This is a genomic window from Chitinophaga sp. (assembly GCF_035538455.1).
In the GTDB taxonomy this organism is placed as follows: domain Bacteria; phylum Bacteroidota; class Bacteroidia; order Chitinophagales; family Chitinophagaceae; genus Chitinophaga.
In genome coordinates this window covers 41,689-60,855 of record NZ_DATLKJ010000177.1, presented here as the reverse complement: position 1 = coordinate 60,855, position 19,167 = coordinate 41,689, and the positions used below count along the sequence as shown (strand labels likewise).

The following is a 19,167-nucleotide window of genomic DNA, read 5'->3' as shown; positions in this document are numbered from 1 at the left end:
TGCCTCGCATTTTTAGGCAACGTGATTTACTCCGTATCCTGCGGACCGGATATGGACCCGTATGATTACTACATTTCCTTCTTTAATCCGGCCACGAAAGGACAAGGTTATGAGCCTTTCTATTATACTGCCCTGTCCCGTTTTTATGGTGATATTACACCGACTGAAGAATCCGTGAACGTATCTGAATGGCAGCGCTATGCTGGCAGTAAGATAACGGCACCGGATATACGGGAATATATTTACACCTATAAGTTCGATCAGATGCAGGCGGTGGCACTGGACAACAACGCTGTGCTGCCCGATAGCGTGAAACGTAACAGCTTCGCGCAATACCTGCTGAAAGACAAAGAAGCTGCCCGCTACCTGGTGTTTGCCAAGACCTGTGAACCTTCCGTAAGCAATTCCGATCCCTGGGATAAAGCCAAAGGAGAATCTTTTACGCTGAGCAGCCTGCTTGAGGATGCGAAAGCAGGCCTGGCAGAAACTAAAAATAAAGATATCCGTGACCGTTATGCTTTTCAGCTGGTAAGGCTGCAGCATTATAACACTGATTACAGGGATGCCGTAGCATCTTTCGATGAGCTGTTTACCCGTCCGGCTTCTTCGTTGATATATTATAAAGCGCTGGCTTTGAAAGCTGGCGCGCTGCAGCATCTCAGGGATACTGTGCAGAGCGCCTACCTGTTTTCACGTGTGTTTGATAAAGCTCCTTCCATCCGCTTCAGCAGTTACCTGAGCCTTACATGGTCTGGCGCTAAAGAGCAGGATGTTTACAAATTATGTAAAGATGACCGCGAGAAAGCTATGGTAGCGGCCATCTATGGGTTCGCACCTATGAAGCCTGATCTTTCTCCGTTGAAGAAGGTGTATAACTTTGATCCGTCTTCACCAGCGCTAGAGGTGTTATTGACAAGAGAGGTCAATAAGTTGGAAGACATGATCTTCAACTATGAGTTTGGCGTACCCAGTGATTCTATCGTAGTAAAATCATTGACTGCCGGACAATCGGCGGCGCTGAACAATGCCGTGAAACCGCTGGAAAACTGGCTGGATGAAGTACTCGCAAAACGCGGACTGAAGAACGAAGATCTTTTCAGGGTTTCGTCAGCCTACCTGGCCTACCTGCGTCGTGATTACACTACTGCAAGAGCTAAGCTCGACAAAGACAAAATAAAGGACCCCGTTATAAAGGATCAATGGGAAATCGTCAATCTTCTTGTCAACATCAATCAACAAAAAACTATAGATGCTGCATTCGAAGAAAAACTGCTGGCCTCCTTCAAATGGCTGGACGGCAAGCTGAATAAGAGAAAGGATAATGAATGGGATTATCACGGAACTAAGTATTTCTTTGACAAGACCTACCGCAACCTGTTGGGATCTATACTGGCGCCGCGTTACCATATGCAGGGCGATCTCGTGAAAGAAGCGTTGGTGAGAGGTCGTATTGATTCGCTGAAGATGTACGATTACTTTTTATCCGGTATTACAGCCCGGGAACTGGTGAAAGACGATATGAATTCGGGAGAGCTGCTGAAGCTGTACAATTTCCTGAAGCAGCCATCCAAGACATCTTACGAATCATACCTGACAGGTTTTTTCCCGAAAGAATTAAATATGCCGAACATCATTGGGGTAAGCTATCTGCGTGTACACGATTTTAAAAACGCACAGGAGTGGTTCAGGAAGACCAATAAGCAGAGCGTTTCATACCAGGTATTCCAGGATCAGTTGCAGGATTTCGGAGAAGATACCGCCGACCAATATCATAAGAAACCGATCAATCAGCTGCAGTTCTGCGACCGCATGCTGGCGTTGCAGGAGAAGATGAAAGCCACACCGGTAGACGCAAAAATGTATTATGAATATGCCACTGCATTATTCAACATTTCCTACTACGGCAGAAGCTGGCCCTTTCTGAAGGATTACAGACCGTCCACCAGCTGGTACAGAACGGAGCATGAAAAAGACCCTTTCACCAAACAGTATTTCGGGTGCTACGAAGCGGAGAGTTATTACCTGAAGGCAGCACAGGCTGCTACAGATCAGGAGTTGAGGGCGAGATGCTTTTTCATGGCGGCGCGTTGTTCGCAAAAACATACTTCCAACTTTCTGAACAGTACGGCTTACTATACAGCGTTGGTACGTAACCGTTATTTCCCCGTATTCATGAAGAATTACGGACAAACGAAATTCTACAAGCAGGTATACGGCCAGTGCAGCTATCTGCGCGATTATGTAAGAAGCACCAGGAGGTAACCGTTATTTGAACTGAATAGCTTTCATAGGTGTGATCCGTCGGATGATCAGGGATGGGATCAGCAGCACTGTTACACAGATTACGATGGTGCCCATGTTGATCAGCGCTATCTCCATCCAGTTGATGGAGATAGCGGCTACTGACATATAGTAAGATTCTTCCGGCAGTTTGAACCAGCCGGTCTGTAGTTGCAGCAATGCGAGTCCCAATCCGAAGATGTCACCGATGATCACACCCATAAGAATGATATAGGCGGCCTGGAATATAAATATTCTCTGCATGTTCCAGTTGCGCATGCCCAGTGCTTTGAGAATGCCCACCATATTTGTCCGCTCCAGTATAAGGATCAGGATGGCCGTAATCATATTGATCACCGCTACGATAGTCATAATCACGATAATAATCACTTCGTTCTGGTTTTGCAGTTGCAGCCAGTCGAAGATGTTGGGGTAGATGTCGCGGATAGTACGGCTGAAGAGTGCATCGGTGAGGATTGTATTATCGATGGTGTGGCTGATGGTATCCATCTTCCGGTAATCGGTAACGGTGATTTCATATCCGCCGATCTGGTCAGGCTCCCAGTCGTTCAGTTTGCGTATCAGACCAAGGTCGCCGATGACGTAGGTTTTATCATATTCTTCAATGCCGGTTTTATAGATTCCGGCAACGGTGAGTTTACGTGCACGCGGCGGCAGACCACCTCCCTGGATGAAGTAGATGATGACTTTATCATTTACCTTCACCAGGAGCTCCTGGGCCATAGTAGAGGAAATCATGATTTCCGGAGAATAGCTGCTGTCGTTATAGTGAAGCATGGCGCCACTTTGCAGGAAGCGCTGTAATTGAGGCCAGTCGTAATTTCTATCGACCCCTTTGAATATGATGCCGTCTATTTCCTTTTCAGACTTGATAATAGCCGATTTGGAGGCATAGTTACTGACAGTTTTAACACCGGGAACCTTGCGTATACTGTCGGCCATTGAAAGGCGGTAAGTGAAGGGAATCTCTTCAGTCAGCGGGCCGGCATTTGGTTGGTACTGGTTGACGCGGATATGTCCCCAGAAGCTGAAGATCTTGTCCTGGATTACCTGCTGGAAACCGTTTACCAGGGCTGTTGCCAGTATCATTACGGCTACGCTTACTGCGGTTGCAGCCACGGCGATGTTGATAATGAATTTAGAAAATGAGGATGCTTTATTGAAAGCAATTCGTCTGGCAATAAATGATGATAAACCCATGCAGCAAATGTAATATAAATGAGGAATTACTTTCCTGAATTAGCTTTTAATCGTAACTTGAAGAATATCAAATGATGAGTATGCGTATAGCAGCGTTTCTTTTTTTATCTGTCCTGATGCAGATCCTGTTTTCCGGTCGTATAGCTGCCCAGGTTGATGTTATCACCCCGGATCATATCTATCAGAATAATATCAGGTCCGTAAAGTTTAACCAGGCAGGCGATGCGCTAAGCCTGCCCATGTATACCATCGGAACAGGGGAGAAGCTGGAGTTGTCTTTTGATGATATGGACAATGATGTAAAAAACTACTACTATTCCTTTATCCTCTGTAATGCGGACTGGACGCCGGCAGCGGTGAACCAGTTTGATTATATGCGGGGCTTTTCTGAAACCAGGATATTGAATTACCGTTTGTCGAGCGTAGCGTTGCAGCGTTATACACATTACAGTGTACAATTGCCGGGTACAAACAGCTATCCCGTAAAGTCCGGTAACTATTTGTTGAAGGTTTACCAGGACAGCGATACATCCCGGCTTGCATTTACCCGCCGTATGTATGTAGTGGAAAATAAAGCGGGTATCAGTGGTTTTATCCAGCAACCGATGAATCCCAAGCTGTTCCGCACTAATCAGAAGGTGAACTTCGAGATCAACACCAGCTCCCTGAATATCCAGAATCCTTTTGATCAGCTGAAAGTAGTGATCCTGCAAAATTACCGTTGGGACAATGCCTTGTTTAATATAAGGCCACAGTACATCAATGGAAATGTGATAAAGTATAATGCGGAACTAAATTGTATCGTTCCTGGAGGAAAGGAATACCGCTGGATAGATCTGCGCAGCTTCAGACTTCAGACGGAAAGGGTGGAACGTTCAGAATACCACGCAAAGAGCACAGATGTATATGCCGTTACAGATCATGAAAGAGCCGATAAGGTATACCAGTTTATCAAAGACATCAACGGTCTTTATTACCTGGCTACACTGGAAAATTATAATCCTGATTTTGAAGGAGATTATGCAACTGTACATTTCTCTTTCGCAGCGCCAGAGCCATACGCCGGTTACGATATGTACATTCTCGGGCAAATGACCGATTATGAGCTGAACGACAAGAGCAAACTTATCTACAATGGCGCTACCCGTGCTTATGAAGGATCGCTTTTCCTGAAGCAGGGGTACTATAACTACATTTACGGGCTCGTTGATAAAACTATTCCCAATGCGAAGTTTGATTCAGAACTTACAGAAGGTAACTACTGGGAAACAGAAAACAATTACACGATCCTGTTATACTTTCGTCCACTTGGGGGCAGAGCAGATGAACTGGTGTCCAGCGTAACATTGAATTCTATACTGAACCGCAAATAGGACTGTGATTTTTTTGATCATTGTGATTGTCCTGATGAGCGGAGGTGATGTAGAAAGATAAATAATTGTAAAAAGCAACAGAGGATGTTTCTTGTTTGAAACATCCTCTGTTGTTTTTTACAACCTAACTGGATGATTTTGGTTGTTTATAGTTAGGAGTGCTTGCATAATTAGGCGGATTTGGCCTCGCAAGTTGTGGTTTTAACATGCTTTAAAATGAATTGCGAGAAGGTTAATAATCATTTATTGATACTGCTAAGATATTGCTGTTGCCGGTTTTAGTTTTAGTCCGTAATTCTTTTTTCAACCAAATTAAATCCAACATGAAACACTGTACTGGAGCCCATGCTGGCTTCGCAATCTGTCTTGCATCTTTAATGCTTTTCTTCTCTTCCTGTTCAAAGAACGATAAGGACGTAAGCGGCTTATCGCCAACACCTGATGTAAAGGAAATGACCAATTACCTGGTAAGCCGGGGATTTGACGGACAACGTATTGTCTTTGATAAAGACCGCGTTGTTATCGAAAATGATATTGTCATGACTACCTCTGACCTTGAGCAACGTGTTGCTACCTGGAAAAGAGAAATGCAGTCTGGTGTTCCCCAAACAGAACAACGGAGGGGTACTTATATTGTAAGCAATGCTTACAATACCAACATTAAGTTCTACATTGATCCTGCAGTACCTGACAACTGGAGAGATGCTATTCAGGGAGCAGTGGACAACTGGAACGCTGTGAATGGTACCCGTCTTGGGATGTCTATTGTAAACAATCAGGCCAGTGCAAACACTCAGGTTTTTATGGGTTATGAAGATGCGAGCTGGATCGCGAGGGCTTATTTACCGGAACAAAATAGCAGGCCTGGTGTAACTGTAGAAATTAATGGCAGATACAATGACCTTGACCCCAGCGAGAAGTTGTTCGCAATAACCCATGAGTTTGGCCATACAATTGGCTTTCTTCACACCGATCAGGGTGGTACATTAATACCCGGAACGCCTTCTGTAGATCCGAACTCTGTGATGAATTCATTCGTGCTCCCATGGAACGGATTTACGAACGGAGATATTCGTGCAACGCAGGTTTTATATCCGCAATAAACTGCAAGAAGAAAAAAGTTTCAGGGCTGGTTGAAAGGATTTTCAACCAGCCCTTTAGTTCAATGCAAGCATCAAAAATAATCATAGTCACACTCCGACTGTTTGTCGCAGCTTCACGATATTGGCGGCACCACGTTTGATGATGATACGTGTACCTCTTTCGTAGGTGAAATAGCGGTAGAACCAGTTAATAAATACAACCAGTTTATTTCTGAAACCAAGGAGGCTCATGAGGTGTACGATCATCCACACGATCCAGGCGAGGTAGCCGCTGAGGCGTATGTTGGAAATCTCTGCCACGGCTCTGTTGCGGCCGATGGTGGCCATACTGCCGAGGTCTTTGTAATAGAAACCTTTCAGCGGTTTGTTCTCCAGTATATGACGGATATTAGAGGCGAGATTCTGGCCCTGTTGTATGGCAACCTGTGCTACCATTGGGTAGCCTTTAGGGAAGCGAGGGTCGTTGGTCATCTGTGCTATGTCACCAATAGCAAATACATTGGTATATCCCTTTACCTGGTTGAATTCATTGACGAGTATTCTGCCATTGGGTAATAGTATATCCTGTGGCAAACCTGTTAGAGGCACCCCTTTTACGCCAGCGGACCATAGGAGCGACTGGCTTTTGATCTGCTGGCCGTTGCTAAGTGTTACAATGGAACCATCGTATTCTTTTACGCCGGTGTTACACATCACACGTACACCGAGTTCCTGTAAACCTTTGAGTGTTTTTTCAGATGTTTTTTCACTGAATGATGCCAGTAGTCTGGGACCGGCTTCAATGAGATAGATGTTCATCAGATCTTGTGGCAGATCGGGGTAGTCTTTCGGCATGATGTACTTGCGGAGTTCGGCGAAGGCGCCTGCCAGTTCTACTCCTGTAGGGCCACCACCCACCATCACGAAGTTGAGCTTTGGCCTTATCTCTTCGGGATCTTTCAGCAGCAGGCTTTCTTCAAATTGTTTTATTACATAGTTCCTGATTTGTACTGCTTCGATGAGTGATTTCATTCCAATGGCATGTTCTTCAATATTTTTATTGCCGAAGAAATTGGTATTGCTGCCGGTGGCAAACACCAGGTAGTCGTAGGATATTTCCCCGATACCTGTTTCCAGGATATTTTCAGTAGCTCTTATTCCTGTTACTTCCGCCATGCGGAATACGAGATTTTTCTGCTTTCTGAAAATGCCCCGGAGCGGGAAGGCAATACTGTCCGGTTCGAGGCCGGCAGTAGATACCTGGTATAGCAGAGGTTGAAATAGATGATAATTGTTTCTGTCTAATAAAACTACCTGAACGGGGGCATGCTTGAGTTGTTTGGCAAGGTTAACGCCACCAAAGCCACCACCTACAATAACTACGCGCGGTTTCGTTGTCGCCGGAATGTTGGGCTGGATCATAATTCATCTGTTTATATAACGCAAATGCAGAAATCGTTTGCTGTCTATTAAACAACAGGTACCTTATGGCAGTTCGTCAAATGTTGTACCAGTGTTGAATAATATCAAAATTACGGAACTTTCAGAAAAAAATGAAATTAAACTATGATTTGTGTGATTAATCGGATTCTTCTGATGTATGAAGATTAAAGCGAAAGGCCCATTTAGAATAATACTAAACGGGCCTTTTGTTTATCATTAATGCCATTATCCTGGTATATGAGAAGTATCAAATCATTTATGTGATTATAAGTAGTAGAAGAGAAGCGCTGCTGCGGCAGCGCCGGTAAGTGGTCCGGCGATGGGTATCCAGGAGTAGCGCCAGTCACTGCTTCCCTTATGAGAGATGGGTAGTATGGCGTGCATAATTCTAGGGCCCAGGTCTCTGGCGGGATTGATGGCATAGCCTGTTGGTCCGCCGAGTGAGAGGCCGATTGCCAGCACCACAAAAGCCACGGGCAGGGCGTCCAGTGAACCTAGCCCAGTGGTAGGTTTGCTGATGAAGAATACGGCCAGTACAAATACAAGTGTGGCTGCAAATTCAGTGAGGAAATTATACCACGGATTTCGTATAGCTGGTATTGTACAGAAGACGCCTAGTTTGGTAGCTGCATCAACGGTGGCATCGAAGTGTTTTTTGTAGATAACCCAGACGAGGAATGCGCCAGCCATTGCGCCGAGCATCTGAGCAGTAATATAGGTGGGCACCTGCTCCCAGGGAAAATCGCCTTTGAGCGCCAGGGCAAAAGTGATGGCGGGGTTGAGATGCGCACCGCTGTACTGCGCGGCACTGTATACGCCAATAAATACGGCCATGGCCCATCCCATGGTGATGGTGATCCAGCCGCCCTGGTTGCCTTTGGACTTATCGAGGATTACGTTGGCAACAACGCCATCACCGAGCACAATGATGAACGCTGTTCCGATCATTTCGGCCAAAAAAGGAGACATCTGCATAATGAGTATAAGTGATCAATAACATGGATTATTCTACATCTTCGGTCCAAGCCTGAGCTGCACGGATGGCGCGTTTCCAGTCTTTGCACAGTTTGTTGCGTTTCTGCTCTTCCATCTGAGGCGTGAAGGTGGCATCTTTCTGCCATTGACCGGTGAGGGTTTCGATGCTATCCCAGAAGCCTACTGCGAGGCCGGCGAGGTAAGCGGCGCCGAGGGCGGTGGTTTCTGTAATCACGGGGCGTATTACACGTGCATTGAGCAGATCTGCCTGGAATTGCATGAGCAGATTATTTTTGGTAGCGCCGCCATCTACACGCAATTCGCTGATGGTTACACCTGCATCGGCTTCCATAGCTTTGAGTACGTCTCTTGTTTGGAATGCGATACTGTCGAGCGCAGCGCGGGATACATGTGCAGCTGTGGAGCCGCGTGTTAATCCTACCATGGTGCCGCGTGCATGTTGGTTCCAGTAGGGGGCGCCTAGTCCGGCAAAGGCCGGTACGAGGTATACGCCGTCGCTGTCGGGTACTGTAGCGGCGAGGTTTTCCACATCGGCAGAGTGGCGGATGATAGCGAGGCCATCACGGAGCCATTGTACAACGGCGCCGCCGATGAAGATGCTGCCTTCCAGTGCGTAGCTTGTTTTTCCATTTATCTGCCAGGCGACGGTGGTGAGCAGATTATTTTTAGATGGAATGGGTTTGGAGCCGGTATTGAGCACCATGAAGCAGCCGGTGCCATAGGTGTTTTTTATCATACCGGGTGAAGTGCAGAGCTGTCCGAACAGGGCGGCCTGTTGATCGCCGGCGATGCCTGCAATGGGAATCCGATACGGGGTGAGTGTGGCTTCGGAATAACCGTATACTTCGCTTGACTGCTTTACTTCCGGTAACATGGATGCGGGTATATCGAAGAGTTGCAGGAGCTCTTGATCCCATTTCATATCGTGGATATTAAACAACAGCGTGCGGGAAGCATTGCTTACGTCAGTGATATGGAGTTTTCCGTTAGAGAAGTTCCAGGCGAGCCAGCTATCTACGGTTCCGAATGCGAGTTCGCCGTTGGCGGCTTTGGCGCGTGCGCCGGGAATATTGTCCAGCAGCCATTTTACTTTGGTGGCGGAGAAATAGGCGTCGATGAGGAGTCCGGTTTTGTCTCTGATCAATTGTTCTTTCCCTTCTTTTTTCAGGGTATCACAGTAAGCGGCTGTGCGGCGGTCCTGCCATACGATTGCGTTATGTATGGGTTTGCCGGTGTTTCTGTCCCATACGATGGTGGTTTCACGTTGATTGGTGATGCCGATGGCGGCTATCTGTTCGCCGGTGATACGTGCTTTCAGCAATACTTCTGCGGCAACGCTGGCCTGGGAGGTCCATATTTCCATGGCGTCGTGTTCTACCCATCCGGGTTGCGGGAATATCTGTTTGAATTCTTTCTGTGCTGTAGCCTTGATACTTCCGTGGTGATCGAAGATGATGGCGCGTGAGCTGGTGGTGCCCTGGTCTAAAGAGAGAATATATTTCTCCATCCGGTTAAATTTTAGGAATAACAATATAACGAAAAAAAATCCCCGGCGCAAAAGCTGCACCGGGGATACACCATCTAAAAAATATATTAAAGACTACATGGTCTTTTTGGCATCTTCGAGGAATTTAGCCAGGCCGATATCCGTTAAAGGATGTTTCAGCAGGCCAAGGATAGAATCTAACGGGCATGTACATACGTCAGCGCCTACTTCAGCACATCTAACAATGTGGAGTGCGTTACGGATGGATGCTGCGAGGATTTCAGTTTTGAAGCCCTGTATGCTGTAGATCTGGGAAATCTGGGCGATCAGTTCAACACCGTCCCAGTTACTGTCGTCAATACGACCGATGAAGGGAGACACATAAGCTGCGCCTGCTTTTGCAGCCAGGATAGCCTGACCAGCAGAGAATACCAATGTGCAGTTTGTTCTGATACCGTTTTCAGTAAACCATCTGATGGCTTTAACGCCGTCTTTGATCATCGGTACTTTCACCACGATGTTGGGGTGAATGGCAGCGAGTTTCTTGCCTTCTTCGATGATGGCGTTATATTCAGTAGAAATTACTTCTGCACTTACATCACCGCCGTCTACGATTTCGCAGATAGCTTCGTAGTGTTTCATAATAGCCGCTTCTCCCTTAATACCTTCTTTGGCCATCAGGGAAGGATTGGTGGTAACACCATCCAGAACACCGAGATCGTGAGCCTCCTGAATCTGTGCCAGATTAGCTGTATCGATAAAGAATTTCATACTATATATTATTTTGTCCGGAAAAAATTCATCATGGAGGAGTGCTCTGTCATTAGTTAAGAGGAGGTGAAGTTAATAGCAACCAGATGACTATTGACAAGCAACTAATGACCTTTAAAAGAAAAAAGGCAAGTTACTTATATCGCACCGCTACAACCGCCTACCCTTGCTACATTCCTGTCCTGGGGGAGTTCAGCAGGAGCTGGTCGTATAAGACTTGCCGGTTGCAAAGGTAATGGAATCCTATGAAAATCCAAATTTTATAAAGAAATAACGATAAAAAAATTTTTAAAAGGTGGAGAATGCAAATTCATTTTCTATTTTTAATCTGCGAACTATGTATAAGCAGAGTTTGTCATGTACCCGTTTATTTACCCTTAAAACCTACTTACATTATGGAAACATCCCAAGACAGTGCGGTATATGCGCTATTCGCGCTTCCGTTTGTTCTCTTTTGCCTTGGTTTAGCAGTCTTTGTCATTATTTGCCATTGGAAAATATATACCAAAGCAGGACAGGCTGGCTGGGCATCTCTCATCCCGATTTATAATATTTATATCCTGCTGAAAATAGTAGGTAAGCCTTGGTGGTGGCTGTTATTATTCTGTATACCCCTGGTGAACATCATTTTCGCTATATGGGCAACCAACCTACTCAGCAAAAGTTTTGGAAAAGATATAGGTTTTACGCTGGGATTACTTTTTCTGTCTCCCATATTTTACGCTATCATGGCGTTTGACCGTACCATTGTGTATCACGGGCCTGCCGGCGATCCGAACAAGAATAATCCTTTCGACGAGATTAACGCGATTGGTCAGAAACCGGCCTGATTAATTTTTTTATGTGGTTATTTTTTTATTTGGCTATTTATAAATGCAGCGGAGATCATGTTATGTTCAACAAATATCAACTTGCGCTGCATTTATAAATAGCCAAATAAAAAATAACCACATAAAAAAATACTTAGCTGTTCCTCGTTGTATAATAGTTATAATCATTCAGTACTGTTTCGAGAAAGCTGGTGTCCGGAAGATCTGACTCTATATGCAGTACTTCCTTGACACGGCTGGCCACGCGCGCCGCCAGCTCGTGATCCCGGGCCTTCAGCGCTCTGTCCAGCAGATCCTTTACCTTATTCATATCCCTGTCGGATAATTTCATGATTTGTGGGAACTGTGGCTGATAGTCTATTTCAGACATATCTCTGAAGATGGTTTCTTCAATGCTGCCTTTCCGCCTGGTGCTGATAACAATTGTACCGGCCACTACGTCGCCCAGCCGCTGTGTGTACGGCGACCTGGCCATTGATACTGCCGGAATGATCACGGGAATAAACATCGCCCAGACCATCAACGGGGATTCTATCAGTCTGAATATCCAGCGTATCAGGTGCTGGCTGATGGTTGGCTGATTGCCGGTAAGGCTCACCACTTTCATCTGTAGTATTTTCTTGCCTGGTGTCTGTCCGCCCATCGCTATTTCCGTTACAAGGAAATAAGACATGACAGGAATAGAGATCACCAGAATATACAGCACTGCATTTCCTTCATAACTCATCCGGAATGAGGTAAGCGTCAGCAGTACAAACAGGTAATAACACAATCTTATACCAAAATCGATCAGCCATGCGAAAAAACGGCGCATTACATCCGCCGTTTCAAACTCCAGGTCTATATTGAATGAGGTGGGTATTTTTATATTGCTCATGTTCAAATTTACATATTAGTTTATATATTGTTTAACGTTTAGTATGTTTGCCTGGACATCCCCGTCAGTAACCCGTTACGCTAAGGTAGCTATGAGGATTAAAAAAGGGAATGACTCACTATGAGAGAATCATTGTTTATTAAGAAAAATCTGTCCCGCTGGAAAAAATACCAGGAGGAACACACAGATGACCCAGATGAGATGGCAGAGCGTTTTGTGTCGCTGTTGGATGATCTCTCCTATGCCAAAACATTTTACAGCTTTAGTAAGGTAACCCGCTATATCAATGGTATCGCCGCAGGCATATATCAACGTATTTACCAGAACCGTAGAGAAGAGGTAGGTCGTTTTCAGCTTTTCTTTCGATATGAGTTGCCATTACTGTTCCGCAAATATCATAAGCTATTGCTGTTCACATTGTGCTTCTTCCTGTTGTTCTGTATCATAGGCGCTTTCTCTGCCGCTCATGATGAGACATTTGTACGCGGTGTGCTGGGTGATGAATATGTAAACATGACTGAGCGTAATATTGCTGCAGGAGATCCCTTTGGCGTATATAAAAGAGAGAATCCGGTATGGATGTTTGTATGGATTGCTAATAATAATATTCAGGTGGCTTTCTTCTGCTTCATAGGCGGTATTTTCCTGGGAGTAGGGTCATTATATTTTCTGATGAAGAATGCTATCATGTTAGGAGTATTCCAGTTTCTGTTCTTTGCGCATGGTCTCGGATTTAAATCAGTGCTGGTGATATGGATACATGGTACGCTTGAGATCTCCAGCATTGTGATTGCCGGATGCGCCGGTATTATACTGGGCGCCAGTATCCTGTTTCCCGGTACACGCAAACGTGTGGATGCTTTGCGTAAAGGCGCAAAAGATGGTATAAAGATTATGGTAACACTGGTGCCTATATTAACTGTAGCGGCTTTCCTCGAAGGCTTTGTAACCCGTTATACTACCATGCCATTGGCATTGAGCCTTTTTATCCTGCTGGCTTCCCTGACTTTCATCCTTGGGTATTTTATCTTCTATCCCATTTACCTGCATCGCAAAGGTTATGCGCTGAGCGCTGAAGGGAAAGTATTGACACCGTTTATGCGATCAAAGCAGTTACCATGAAAATTATTGCACTCAGAAAATATTGGATAAGAACGCTGCTGCTTTTACTGCTATATTCCCCCGTGACAGGTATTGCGCAGGACCAGGACAGTACTATACAGGCGGAGACGGCTGAATATGCGCCTCTGTACGACAGGCGAAAGGTTCCGGACGAAGTGGTACAACGGCTGAAAGCCGATAAGAAGCTACAATATCATGATAAGGATGTAAAAGAAGTGGAGCCGCCGAGGTTAACTTTTCTGATGAAGATATTCGAGGTGCTGATCTCACTCCGTCATGTTATTAAGATAGTAGTGATCGTTTTGCTGATAGGGGGGCTGGGATGGTTGTTACATACATTCATGAGAAACAATGGTATCAGCATATTCCGTAAGCCTAAGTTGATAGATGGAGTAGAAGAGCTGCAGGACGAATCGTTGCAGTCATCAAAAGAATATGAAGAGAAAATAAAGGCGGCCGTGAAGGATGGAGATATCCGACAGGCAGTGCGCTGGTGGTATCTCTATACATTGTTTCAGTTAGCCAACCGACAGCTGATAGCTCCTTCAAGAGAGAAAACGAACAATGACTATGTGCGAGGCATACGCAATACGCCTTATTATAAAACATTTTCAACCCTGACTATGAACTATGAATATATCTGGTACGGAGGATTTAATGTGAGTGAAGAAAATTACAGAGAGATAGACAGACAGTTCAGGGATTTTAATAACATTTTAGGAAAAGATTCGTGAAAAAGGCCATCTATATTGCAATAGCTGCATTCGGGCTGCTGATATTCATACTGCTCGTTGTTGGTAATCTGCCCCGCAAGGAAGAAACACAGACTACCGATATGGAAGCATCTACTTTCTTTTACCGCGATAAGAAAGCGGGAGGAGCCTATGCTGCCTATAAGATGCTGCCGGAATTATTTCAGCGTCATTCCGTGCAGGTGGTAACCAAACCCTTTGCCACAAGCTTCAATAAGAACAAGGAGCTGAACTATCCCGGCAATGCCTATATTATTGTTGCTGATCATCTGTATACTTCAGAGAAAGATATTGAAGCGCTGTTCAATTATGTATCTGTGGGAAACATACTGTTTATAGCTGCCAATGAGATGGACAGTGCGTTGGCAAAGAAGCTGCAGGTGGCAGTGGTTGACGGTGAGCACCAGCAGTTTAAGAAGATCATGGACGCCCAGCGGTTCAAAGATGCTGCAATACCTGTGGATACTGCCTTCAGCTATGCAGGTATGATCAGCGGTAGTTATTTTTCTCAGATAGATTCTACTTATGTGCCTATTCAGGTGTTGGGTACCAACTATAAAGGAAAGATCAACTTTATCCGCGTCAATTACGCTGAAGGATACATCTATGTTTCCCTGAATCCGTATACGTTCACGAACTACTTCCTGCTGCATAAGCAGAATGTGGCAGCGCTGGAAACACAGTTGTCATACCTGCCGGCGGATGTAGGCAACCTCTTCTGGGATGATTTCTATTCGCATCTCACTGGTCCGCACTCTGACGGCGATTTCAGTGAGTGGCAGGTGCTGATGCGCTATCCGGCTATGCGTTGGGCTTTGTGGCTGGCTATTGTACTGATGCTAATCTATGTGATCTTTGAAAGTAAACGCAGACAAAGGATCATTCCCGATAAGGTACCGCTTACCAATACGTCCCTTGAGTTTGTGGACGCTATCGGACAGCTGTATTATCAGCAGCACGACAACTACAACCTGGCGCATAAGATGATCGTGCATTTCCTGGAATATGTGCGCACGCATTATTATATCAATACGCACGAACTGAACGAACAGTTCGTGGAAGCGTTGTCAAAAAAATCCGGCGTAGCCGATACTGATATCAGCACTTTATTACAGATGATTCACAGCGTGCAGCTGGATGGTCATGTCAGTGATGAGCAGCTGCGCGAATTATATAACCGCATTCAACTTTTTTATTTAAATACTAAGTAATGGATACCAATACCTTTCACCCACGTACAGATTATACCGCCCTGCATGCAGGCGTGGAGGCTGTAAGGGAACAAATCGGGAAAGTGATAGTAGGGCAGCACCAGATGGTAGACCTGCTGATAGCGGGACTACTTACCCAGGGCCATGTGCTCATTGAAGGGGTGCCCGGCGTTGCAAAGACTTTAACGGCCAAGCTGCTGGCGCAATGCGTAGACGCGAACTTTTCCAGGATACAGTTCACCCCGGACCTGATGCCGGCAGACGTATTGGGTACTTCCGTATTCAACCCGCAGACACGTGAATTTGAATATAAAAAAGGTCCTGTTTTCAGTAACCTCGTGCTGATTGATGAGATTAACCGGGCCCCGGCCAAAACACAGTCGGCCCTGTTTGAGGTGATGGAAGAACGACAGATCACCAATGATGGCATTACTTACTCACTGGACCGACCTTTCATGGTGATAGCCACGCAGAACCCTATAGAGCAGGAAGGTACTTACCGTCTGCCGGAAGCGCAGCTGGACCGTTTTCTGTTCAAAATAGAAGTGAAGTATCCGGATTTGCAGGAAGAGGTGGCCGTGCTGCAAAGTATTCATCAGTTCAATGGTACCACAGATCTCATTCACGTGATAGAGAAAGTACTTACCGCCACACAGATTATTGAGTTCCAGCAGCTGGTACGCCAGGTGCGTGTGGATGATAAGTTACTGCATTACATCGCTTCCATTATTCACGAAACGCGGATGAATGCTTCCCTGTACCTGGGCGCATCTCCCCGTGCATCCATTGCCGTTATGAATTGTGCGAAAGCGATTGCAGCTATGCGCAACCGCGATTTCGTAATACCTGAAGATGTGGTGGAAATGGTACCGCATGTGTTGCGCCATCGTATTATGCTGACGCCTGAGAAAGAAATGGAAGGCATCAGAACAGACGATGTAATTGCACAGATCATCAAGATGGTGGAAATACCAAGATAGTTGGCAGCAGTTAGCTGTGAGATTAATAGCTGAAGTTAACTGCTAAACATAAGAATCATGTCAGCAACTGTAAAAAATAATCTATATCAGCAGCTCTTCTTTACCAATCGCCTCTACCTGGCGCTGGGTGGGAATGTGCTGTCGTTTATTGTCTCTTTCTTTATACCTGCATTATATACTGTTGCGCTCATTGTTTTCTTTTCAATGGTGGTGTTGTTGCTGCTGGATTTTTTCCTGCTGGTGGTGCGTCCTGCAGGGGTAATTCAGCTGGAACGTTTGGCGAGTGCGCGTTTCAGCAACGGTGATAATAACGAAGTGCTGGTACATTGTACCAATCGTTATCCCTTTCCGGTTTTTGTAACGCTGCTGGAGGAGCTGCCATTTCAGTTCCAGGAACGGAACTTTTCATTGAATACGAAAATAGAGGCTGAGAAGCAACATACTTTCAGGTATACGCTGAAGCCGGTGGAGAGAGGCAGTTATGAATTCGGTAACAGTAATCTGTTTGTGAAAAGCGCGCTGGGACTTATCAGCCGCCGCTTCGTTTTTAATACTACGCAAACGATCGCTGTATATCCCGGTTATCACCTGCTTCGTAATCATTCCCTGTTATCGCCCATGAACCCGTTGAATGAGCCGGGGATCAATAAACGACGTGTAATTGGTCACAGCATGGAGTTTGATCATATCAAACCGTATGTGAAAGGAGACGATGTGCGTATGCTTAACTGGAAGGCAACGGCGCGTACCGGCAATCTGATGGTGAATAATTATGTAGAGGAAAAATCCCAGCAGGTTTATTGTGTAATCGACAAAGGCCGTACGATGAAGATGCCGTTCAATGGTCTCTCATTGCTGGATTACGCGATTAATTCTGCATTGGTGTTCAGCAATGTAACGCTCAATAAAGGTGATAAAGCGGGATTGACAACATTTACTGAGCAGAAGGTGGATATACTGGCGGCCAGTAACAAGAAAGCTCAACTGAGCAAGATCCTGGAGATGTTATATGCACAGGAAACACAGTGGCAGGAGAGTGACTTCGAAGCGCTGAGTGTACAGCTGCGTAGTAATTTGTCGCAGCGGTCACTGCTGGTGTTGTTTACCAACTTTGAGTCCATGTCCGGGTTACAGCGGCAGCTACCGTTCCTGCGGCGACTTGCGCAGTACCACCTGTTGCTGGTTGTATTTTTTGAGAATACGGAACTGAAGAAAGTAACGGAACAACAGGCTGTTGAAATAGAAGATATTTACAAGCAGACTATAGCACAGAAGTTTGCGTATGATAAAAAACTGATTGTAAAGGAGCTGGCCAAATATGGTATTATGTCTTTACTGAGTGCACCGGAACATCTTACGGTGAATGTAGTGAACAAATACCTGGAGCTGAAGGCGCGTGCGTTGATCTGATACTACGGTTTCCTGGACTTTCTTCCTTTCTGTTGCAGATCTGCGGGGGGAAGGTCCGGATCAGGAAGTTGTTTTACGGGAAGCACAGAACGCAGGTACATATTGGGATTGGGTTTGTACCATGCTTCCACAGTTATCAGGCGGGTGGTATCATTTTTATCTATCAGCAGGTCCTGCCCGATGATTTGTCCGTCAGATGTATTGAAACTGATTACGCTGGTGTCCAGCGGTAATATTCTTCCACTGCTGAATTTTCCTTCCACATTGAGGTAGTAACGTATGTCTCGTTTGACGCTGTCAGCATAATGGTTGAAGCGGATGCCGGTCAGCTTTGGCAGTACCAGCACGGTTTGTACCGGCTCTTGCTGCGGGGGGGTAACGGTAAGATCTATACGATAATGATCCTGTGCCAGCTGCGCTCTGCTGAAGGTAAGGACACCATTGACGATCCAGCCGTTGGAGGTGGCGATGTTGATCTTATTCCAGCGGTAGTCGCCACGGAGGTATCCGGCAGTTTGCTTGTGCGAGCTGTCACTGTAAATGAACTGAAGGCCGATGGGAATGCGGTTATACAATTCTGCCATCGCAGTAGTGTCGTACGTGGCGTTTATCCTTATTACTTTTGCCTGCTGGGCATTTGCCAGCAGGGAGAGGAGTAAAGCGGAGACCAGCAGGTATACTTTCAAAGTGTTTTTTTTGCAGAAGATAAGAAAAAACCGTTCCGGATTTGTAACGGTTAGATCTTTACAGCCGCCAGCTGTCTTGCCACATACTTGCCGAGGATATCGAATTCCAGGTTGATTTCATCGTCCGGGTGGATTTCTGATACATTGGTGTGTTCGAAAGTATATGGTATGATGGCTACTGAGAATTCGCTGTCGGTAACATTAAATACGGTGAGGCTGATACCATTCATGCAGATGCTGCCTTTCTCTACGATGAGACCGGCAAATTCTTCCGGATAAGAGAAGCGGTAAAGCCAGCTGCCATCCTGTTCTTCACGGGAAAGGCATACACCGGTGCTATCCACATGACCTTGTACAAGGTGTCCGTCGATACGGCCGTTGAATACCATTGCCCTTTCCAGGTTTATTTTGCGGCCGGTAGCGAGTTGGCCGATATTGGTTTTCTGCAGTGTTTCTGCGACGGCTACGGTCTGGTAAGTGTTTCCGCTGATGTTGGTAACGGTCAGGCATACGCCGTTATGTGCTACGCTCTGATCTACTTTCAGTTCGCCGGTAATAGCTGATTGCACTGTGATTACCAGGTTACCGCCTTCCTGCCTGGTAGCTATTACTTCTCCTAGTGTTTCTATGATTCCTGTAAACATAGC

17 protein-coding genes and 1 other RNA gene are annotated in these 19,167 nt (G+C 45.7%); 9 read left to right on the top strand and 9 right to left on the bottom strand.

Annotated elements, in window-relative coordinates; translation table 11 throughout:
• Positions 1–21 precede the first annotated feature (21 nt).
• Entirely contained in the window at positions 22–2,262 is a 2,241-nt protein-coding gene (locus VM802_RS21415) for a hypothetical protein (protein ID WP_325534385.1), read from the top strand.
• 3 nt (positions 2,263–2,265) lie between these two features.
• On the opposite strand, the gene VM802_RS21410 is transcribed toward VM802_RS21415, so the two are convergent.
• A complete protein-coding gene (locus tag VM802_RS21410) occupies positions 2,266–3,501 on the bottom strand; it encodes an FtsX-like permease family protein (protein ID WP_325534383.1) in 1,236 nt (411 codons plus the stop codon).
• A gap of 80 nt (positions 3,502–3,581) precedes the next feature.
• On the opposite strand from VM802_RS21410, the gene VM802_RS21405 reads away from it, so the two are divergent.
• Together VM802_RS21405 and VM802_RS21400 are read left to right on the top strand one after the other, a co-directional pair.
• Positions 3,582–4,874 (top strand): type IX secretion system plug protein, encoded by a 1,293-nt coding sequence (locus tag VM802_RS21405; protein WP_325534381.1) that lies wholly within the window; start codon positions 3,582–3,584, stop codon positions 4,872–4,874.
• Positions 4,875–5,197: 323 nt separating this feature from the next.
• Positions 5,198–5,977, top strand: coding sequence for a M57 family metalloprotease (locus VM802_RS21400; protein ID WP_325534379.1), 780 nt, complete (start codon positions 5,198–5,200; stop codon positions 5,975–5,977).
• An 87-nt stretch (positions 5,978–6,064) separates the two neighbouring features.
• On the opposite strand, the gene VM802_RS21395 is transcribed toward VM802_RS21400, so the two are convergent.
• From VM802_RS21395 to ffs, 5 genes are all read right to left on the bottom strand, one after another.
• Positions 6,065–7,378 carry an NAD(P)/FAD-dependent oxidoreductase gene (locus VM802_RS21395; protein ID WP_325534377.1) on the bottom strand — a complete coding sequence of 438 codons (1,314 nt, stop codon included), beginning with the start codon at positions 7,376–7,378 and terminating at the stop codon, positions 6,065–6,067.
• A 285-nt stretch (positions 7,379–7,663) separates the two neighbouring features.
• On the bottom strand, positions 7,664–8,368 hold the full coding sequence (locus tag VM802_RS21390; protein ID WP_325534375.1) for an MIP/aquaporin family protein: 705 nt from the start codon (positions 8,366–8,368) through the stop codon (positions 7,664–7,666).
• A gap of 34 nt (positions 8,369–8,402) precedes the next feature.
• A complete protein-coding gene (glpK, locus tag VM802_RS21385; RefSeq protein WP_325534373.1) occupies positions 8,403–9,902 on the bottom strand; it encodes a glycerol kinase GlpK in 1,500 nt (499 codons plus the stop codon).
• Positions 9,903–9,995: 93 nt separating this feature from the next.
• On the bottom strand, positions 9,996–10,652 hold the full coding sequence (gene fsa, locus VM802_RS21380) for a fructose-6-phosphate aldolase (RefSeq protein ID WP_325534371.1): 657 nt from the start codon (positions 10,650–10,652) through the stop codon (positions 9,996–9,998).
• Positions 10,653–10,775: 123 nt separating this feature from the next.
• Positions 10,776–10,875, bottom strand: an RNA gene (gene ffs / locus VM802_RS21375) — signal recognition particle sRNA small type.
• A 172-nt stretch (positions 10,876–11,047) separates the two neighbouring features.
• On the opposite strand from ffs, the gene VM802_RS21370 reads away from it, so the two are divergent.
• Positions 11,048–11,482, top strand: a complete 435-nt coding sequence (locus VM802_RS21370; RefSeq protein ID WP_325534369.1) for a DUF5684 domain-containing protein — start codon at positions 11,048–11,050, stop codon at positions 11,480–11,482.
• Positions 11,483–11,615: 133 nt separating this feature from the next.
• Here the strand turns inward: VM802_RS21370 and VM802_RS21365 are convergent, their stop codons facing one another.
• Complete coding sequence (locus tag VM802_RS21365) at positions 11,616–12,359, bottom strand: RDD family protein (RefSeq protein ID WP_325534367.1); 744 nt, start codon at positions 12,357–12,359, stop codon at positions 11,616–11,618.
• Positions 12,360–12,479: 120 nt separating this feature from the next.
• Here VM802_RS21365 and VM802_RS21360 point away from each other — a divergent pair, with 120 nt between their 5' ends.
• From VM802_RS21360 to VM802_RS21340, 5 genes are read left to right on the top strand one after another with little or no spacing between them, the layout of a single operon-like run.
• A complete protein-coding gene (locus VM802_RS21360; protein ID WP_325534365.1) occupies positions 12,480–13,481 on the top strand; it encodes a stage II sporulation protein M in 1,002 nt (333 codons plus the stop codon).
• Positions 13,478–14,215, top strand: coding sequence for a hypothetical protein (locus VM802_RS21355; protein WP_325534363.1), 738 nt, complete (start codon positions 13,478–13,480; stop codon positions 14,213–14,215). Before VM802_RS21360 ends, VM802_RS21355 begins: the two co-directional genes overlap by 4 nt.
• Positions 14,212–15,444: a DUF4350 domain-containing protein gene (locus VM802_RS21350; protein WP_325534361.1), complete on the top strand. Its 1,233-nt coding sequence runs from the start codon at positions 14,212–14,214 to the stop codon at positions 15,442–15,444. The genes VM802_RS21355 and VM802_RS21350 overlap by 4 nt, the downstream gene beginning before the upstream one ends.
• A complete protein-coding gene (locus tag VM802_RS21345) occupies positions 15,444–16,424 on the top strand; it encodes an AAA family ATPase (RefSeq protein WP_325534359.1) in 981 nt (326 codons plus the stop codon). Before VM802_RS21350 ends, VM802_RS21345 begins: the two co-directional genes overlap by 1 nt.
• Positions 16,425–16,481: 57 nt before the next feature.
• Entirely contained in the window at positions 16,482–17,834 is a 1,353-nt protein-coding gene (locus VM802_RS21340) for a DUF58 domain-containing protein (RefSeq protein WP_325534357.1), read from the top strand.
• Positions 17,835–17,836: 2 nt separating this feature from the next.
• Here VM802_RS21340 and VM802_RS21335 read toward each other — a convergent pair whose 3' ends face one another.
• Positions 17,837–18,520: a hypothetical protein gene (locus VM802_RS21335; protein WP_325534355.1), complete on the bottom strand. Its 684-nt coding sequence runs from the start codon at positions 18,518–18,520 to the stop codon at positions 17,837–17,839.
• Between the two features lie 50 nt (positions 18,521–18,570).
• Positions 18,571–19,164 (bottom strand): riboflavin synthase, encoded by a 594-nt coding sequence (locus VM802_RS21330; RefSeq protein ID WP_325534353.1) that lies wholly within the window; start codon positions 19,162–19,164, stop codon positions 18,571–18,573.
• Positions 19,165–19,167: the final 3 nt, after the last annotated feature.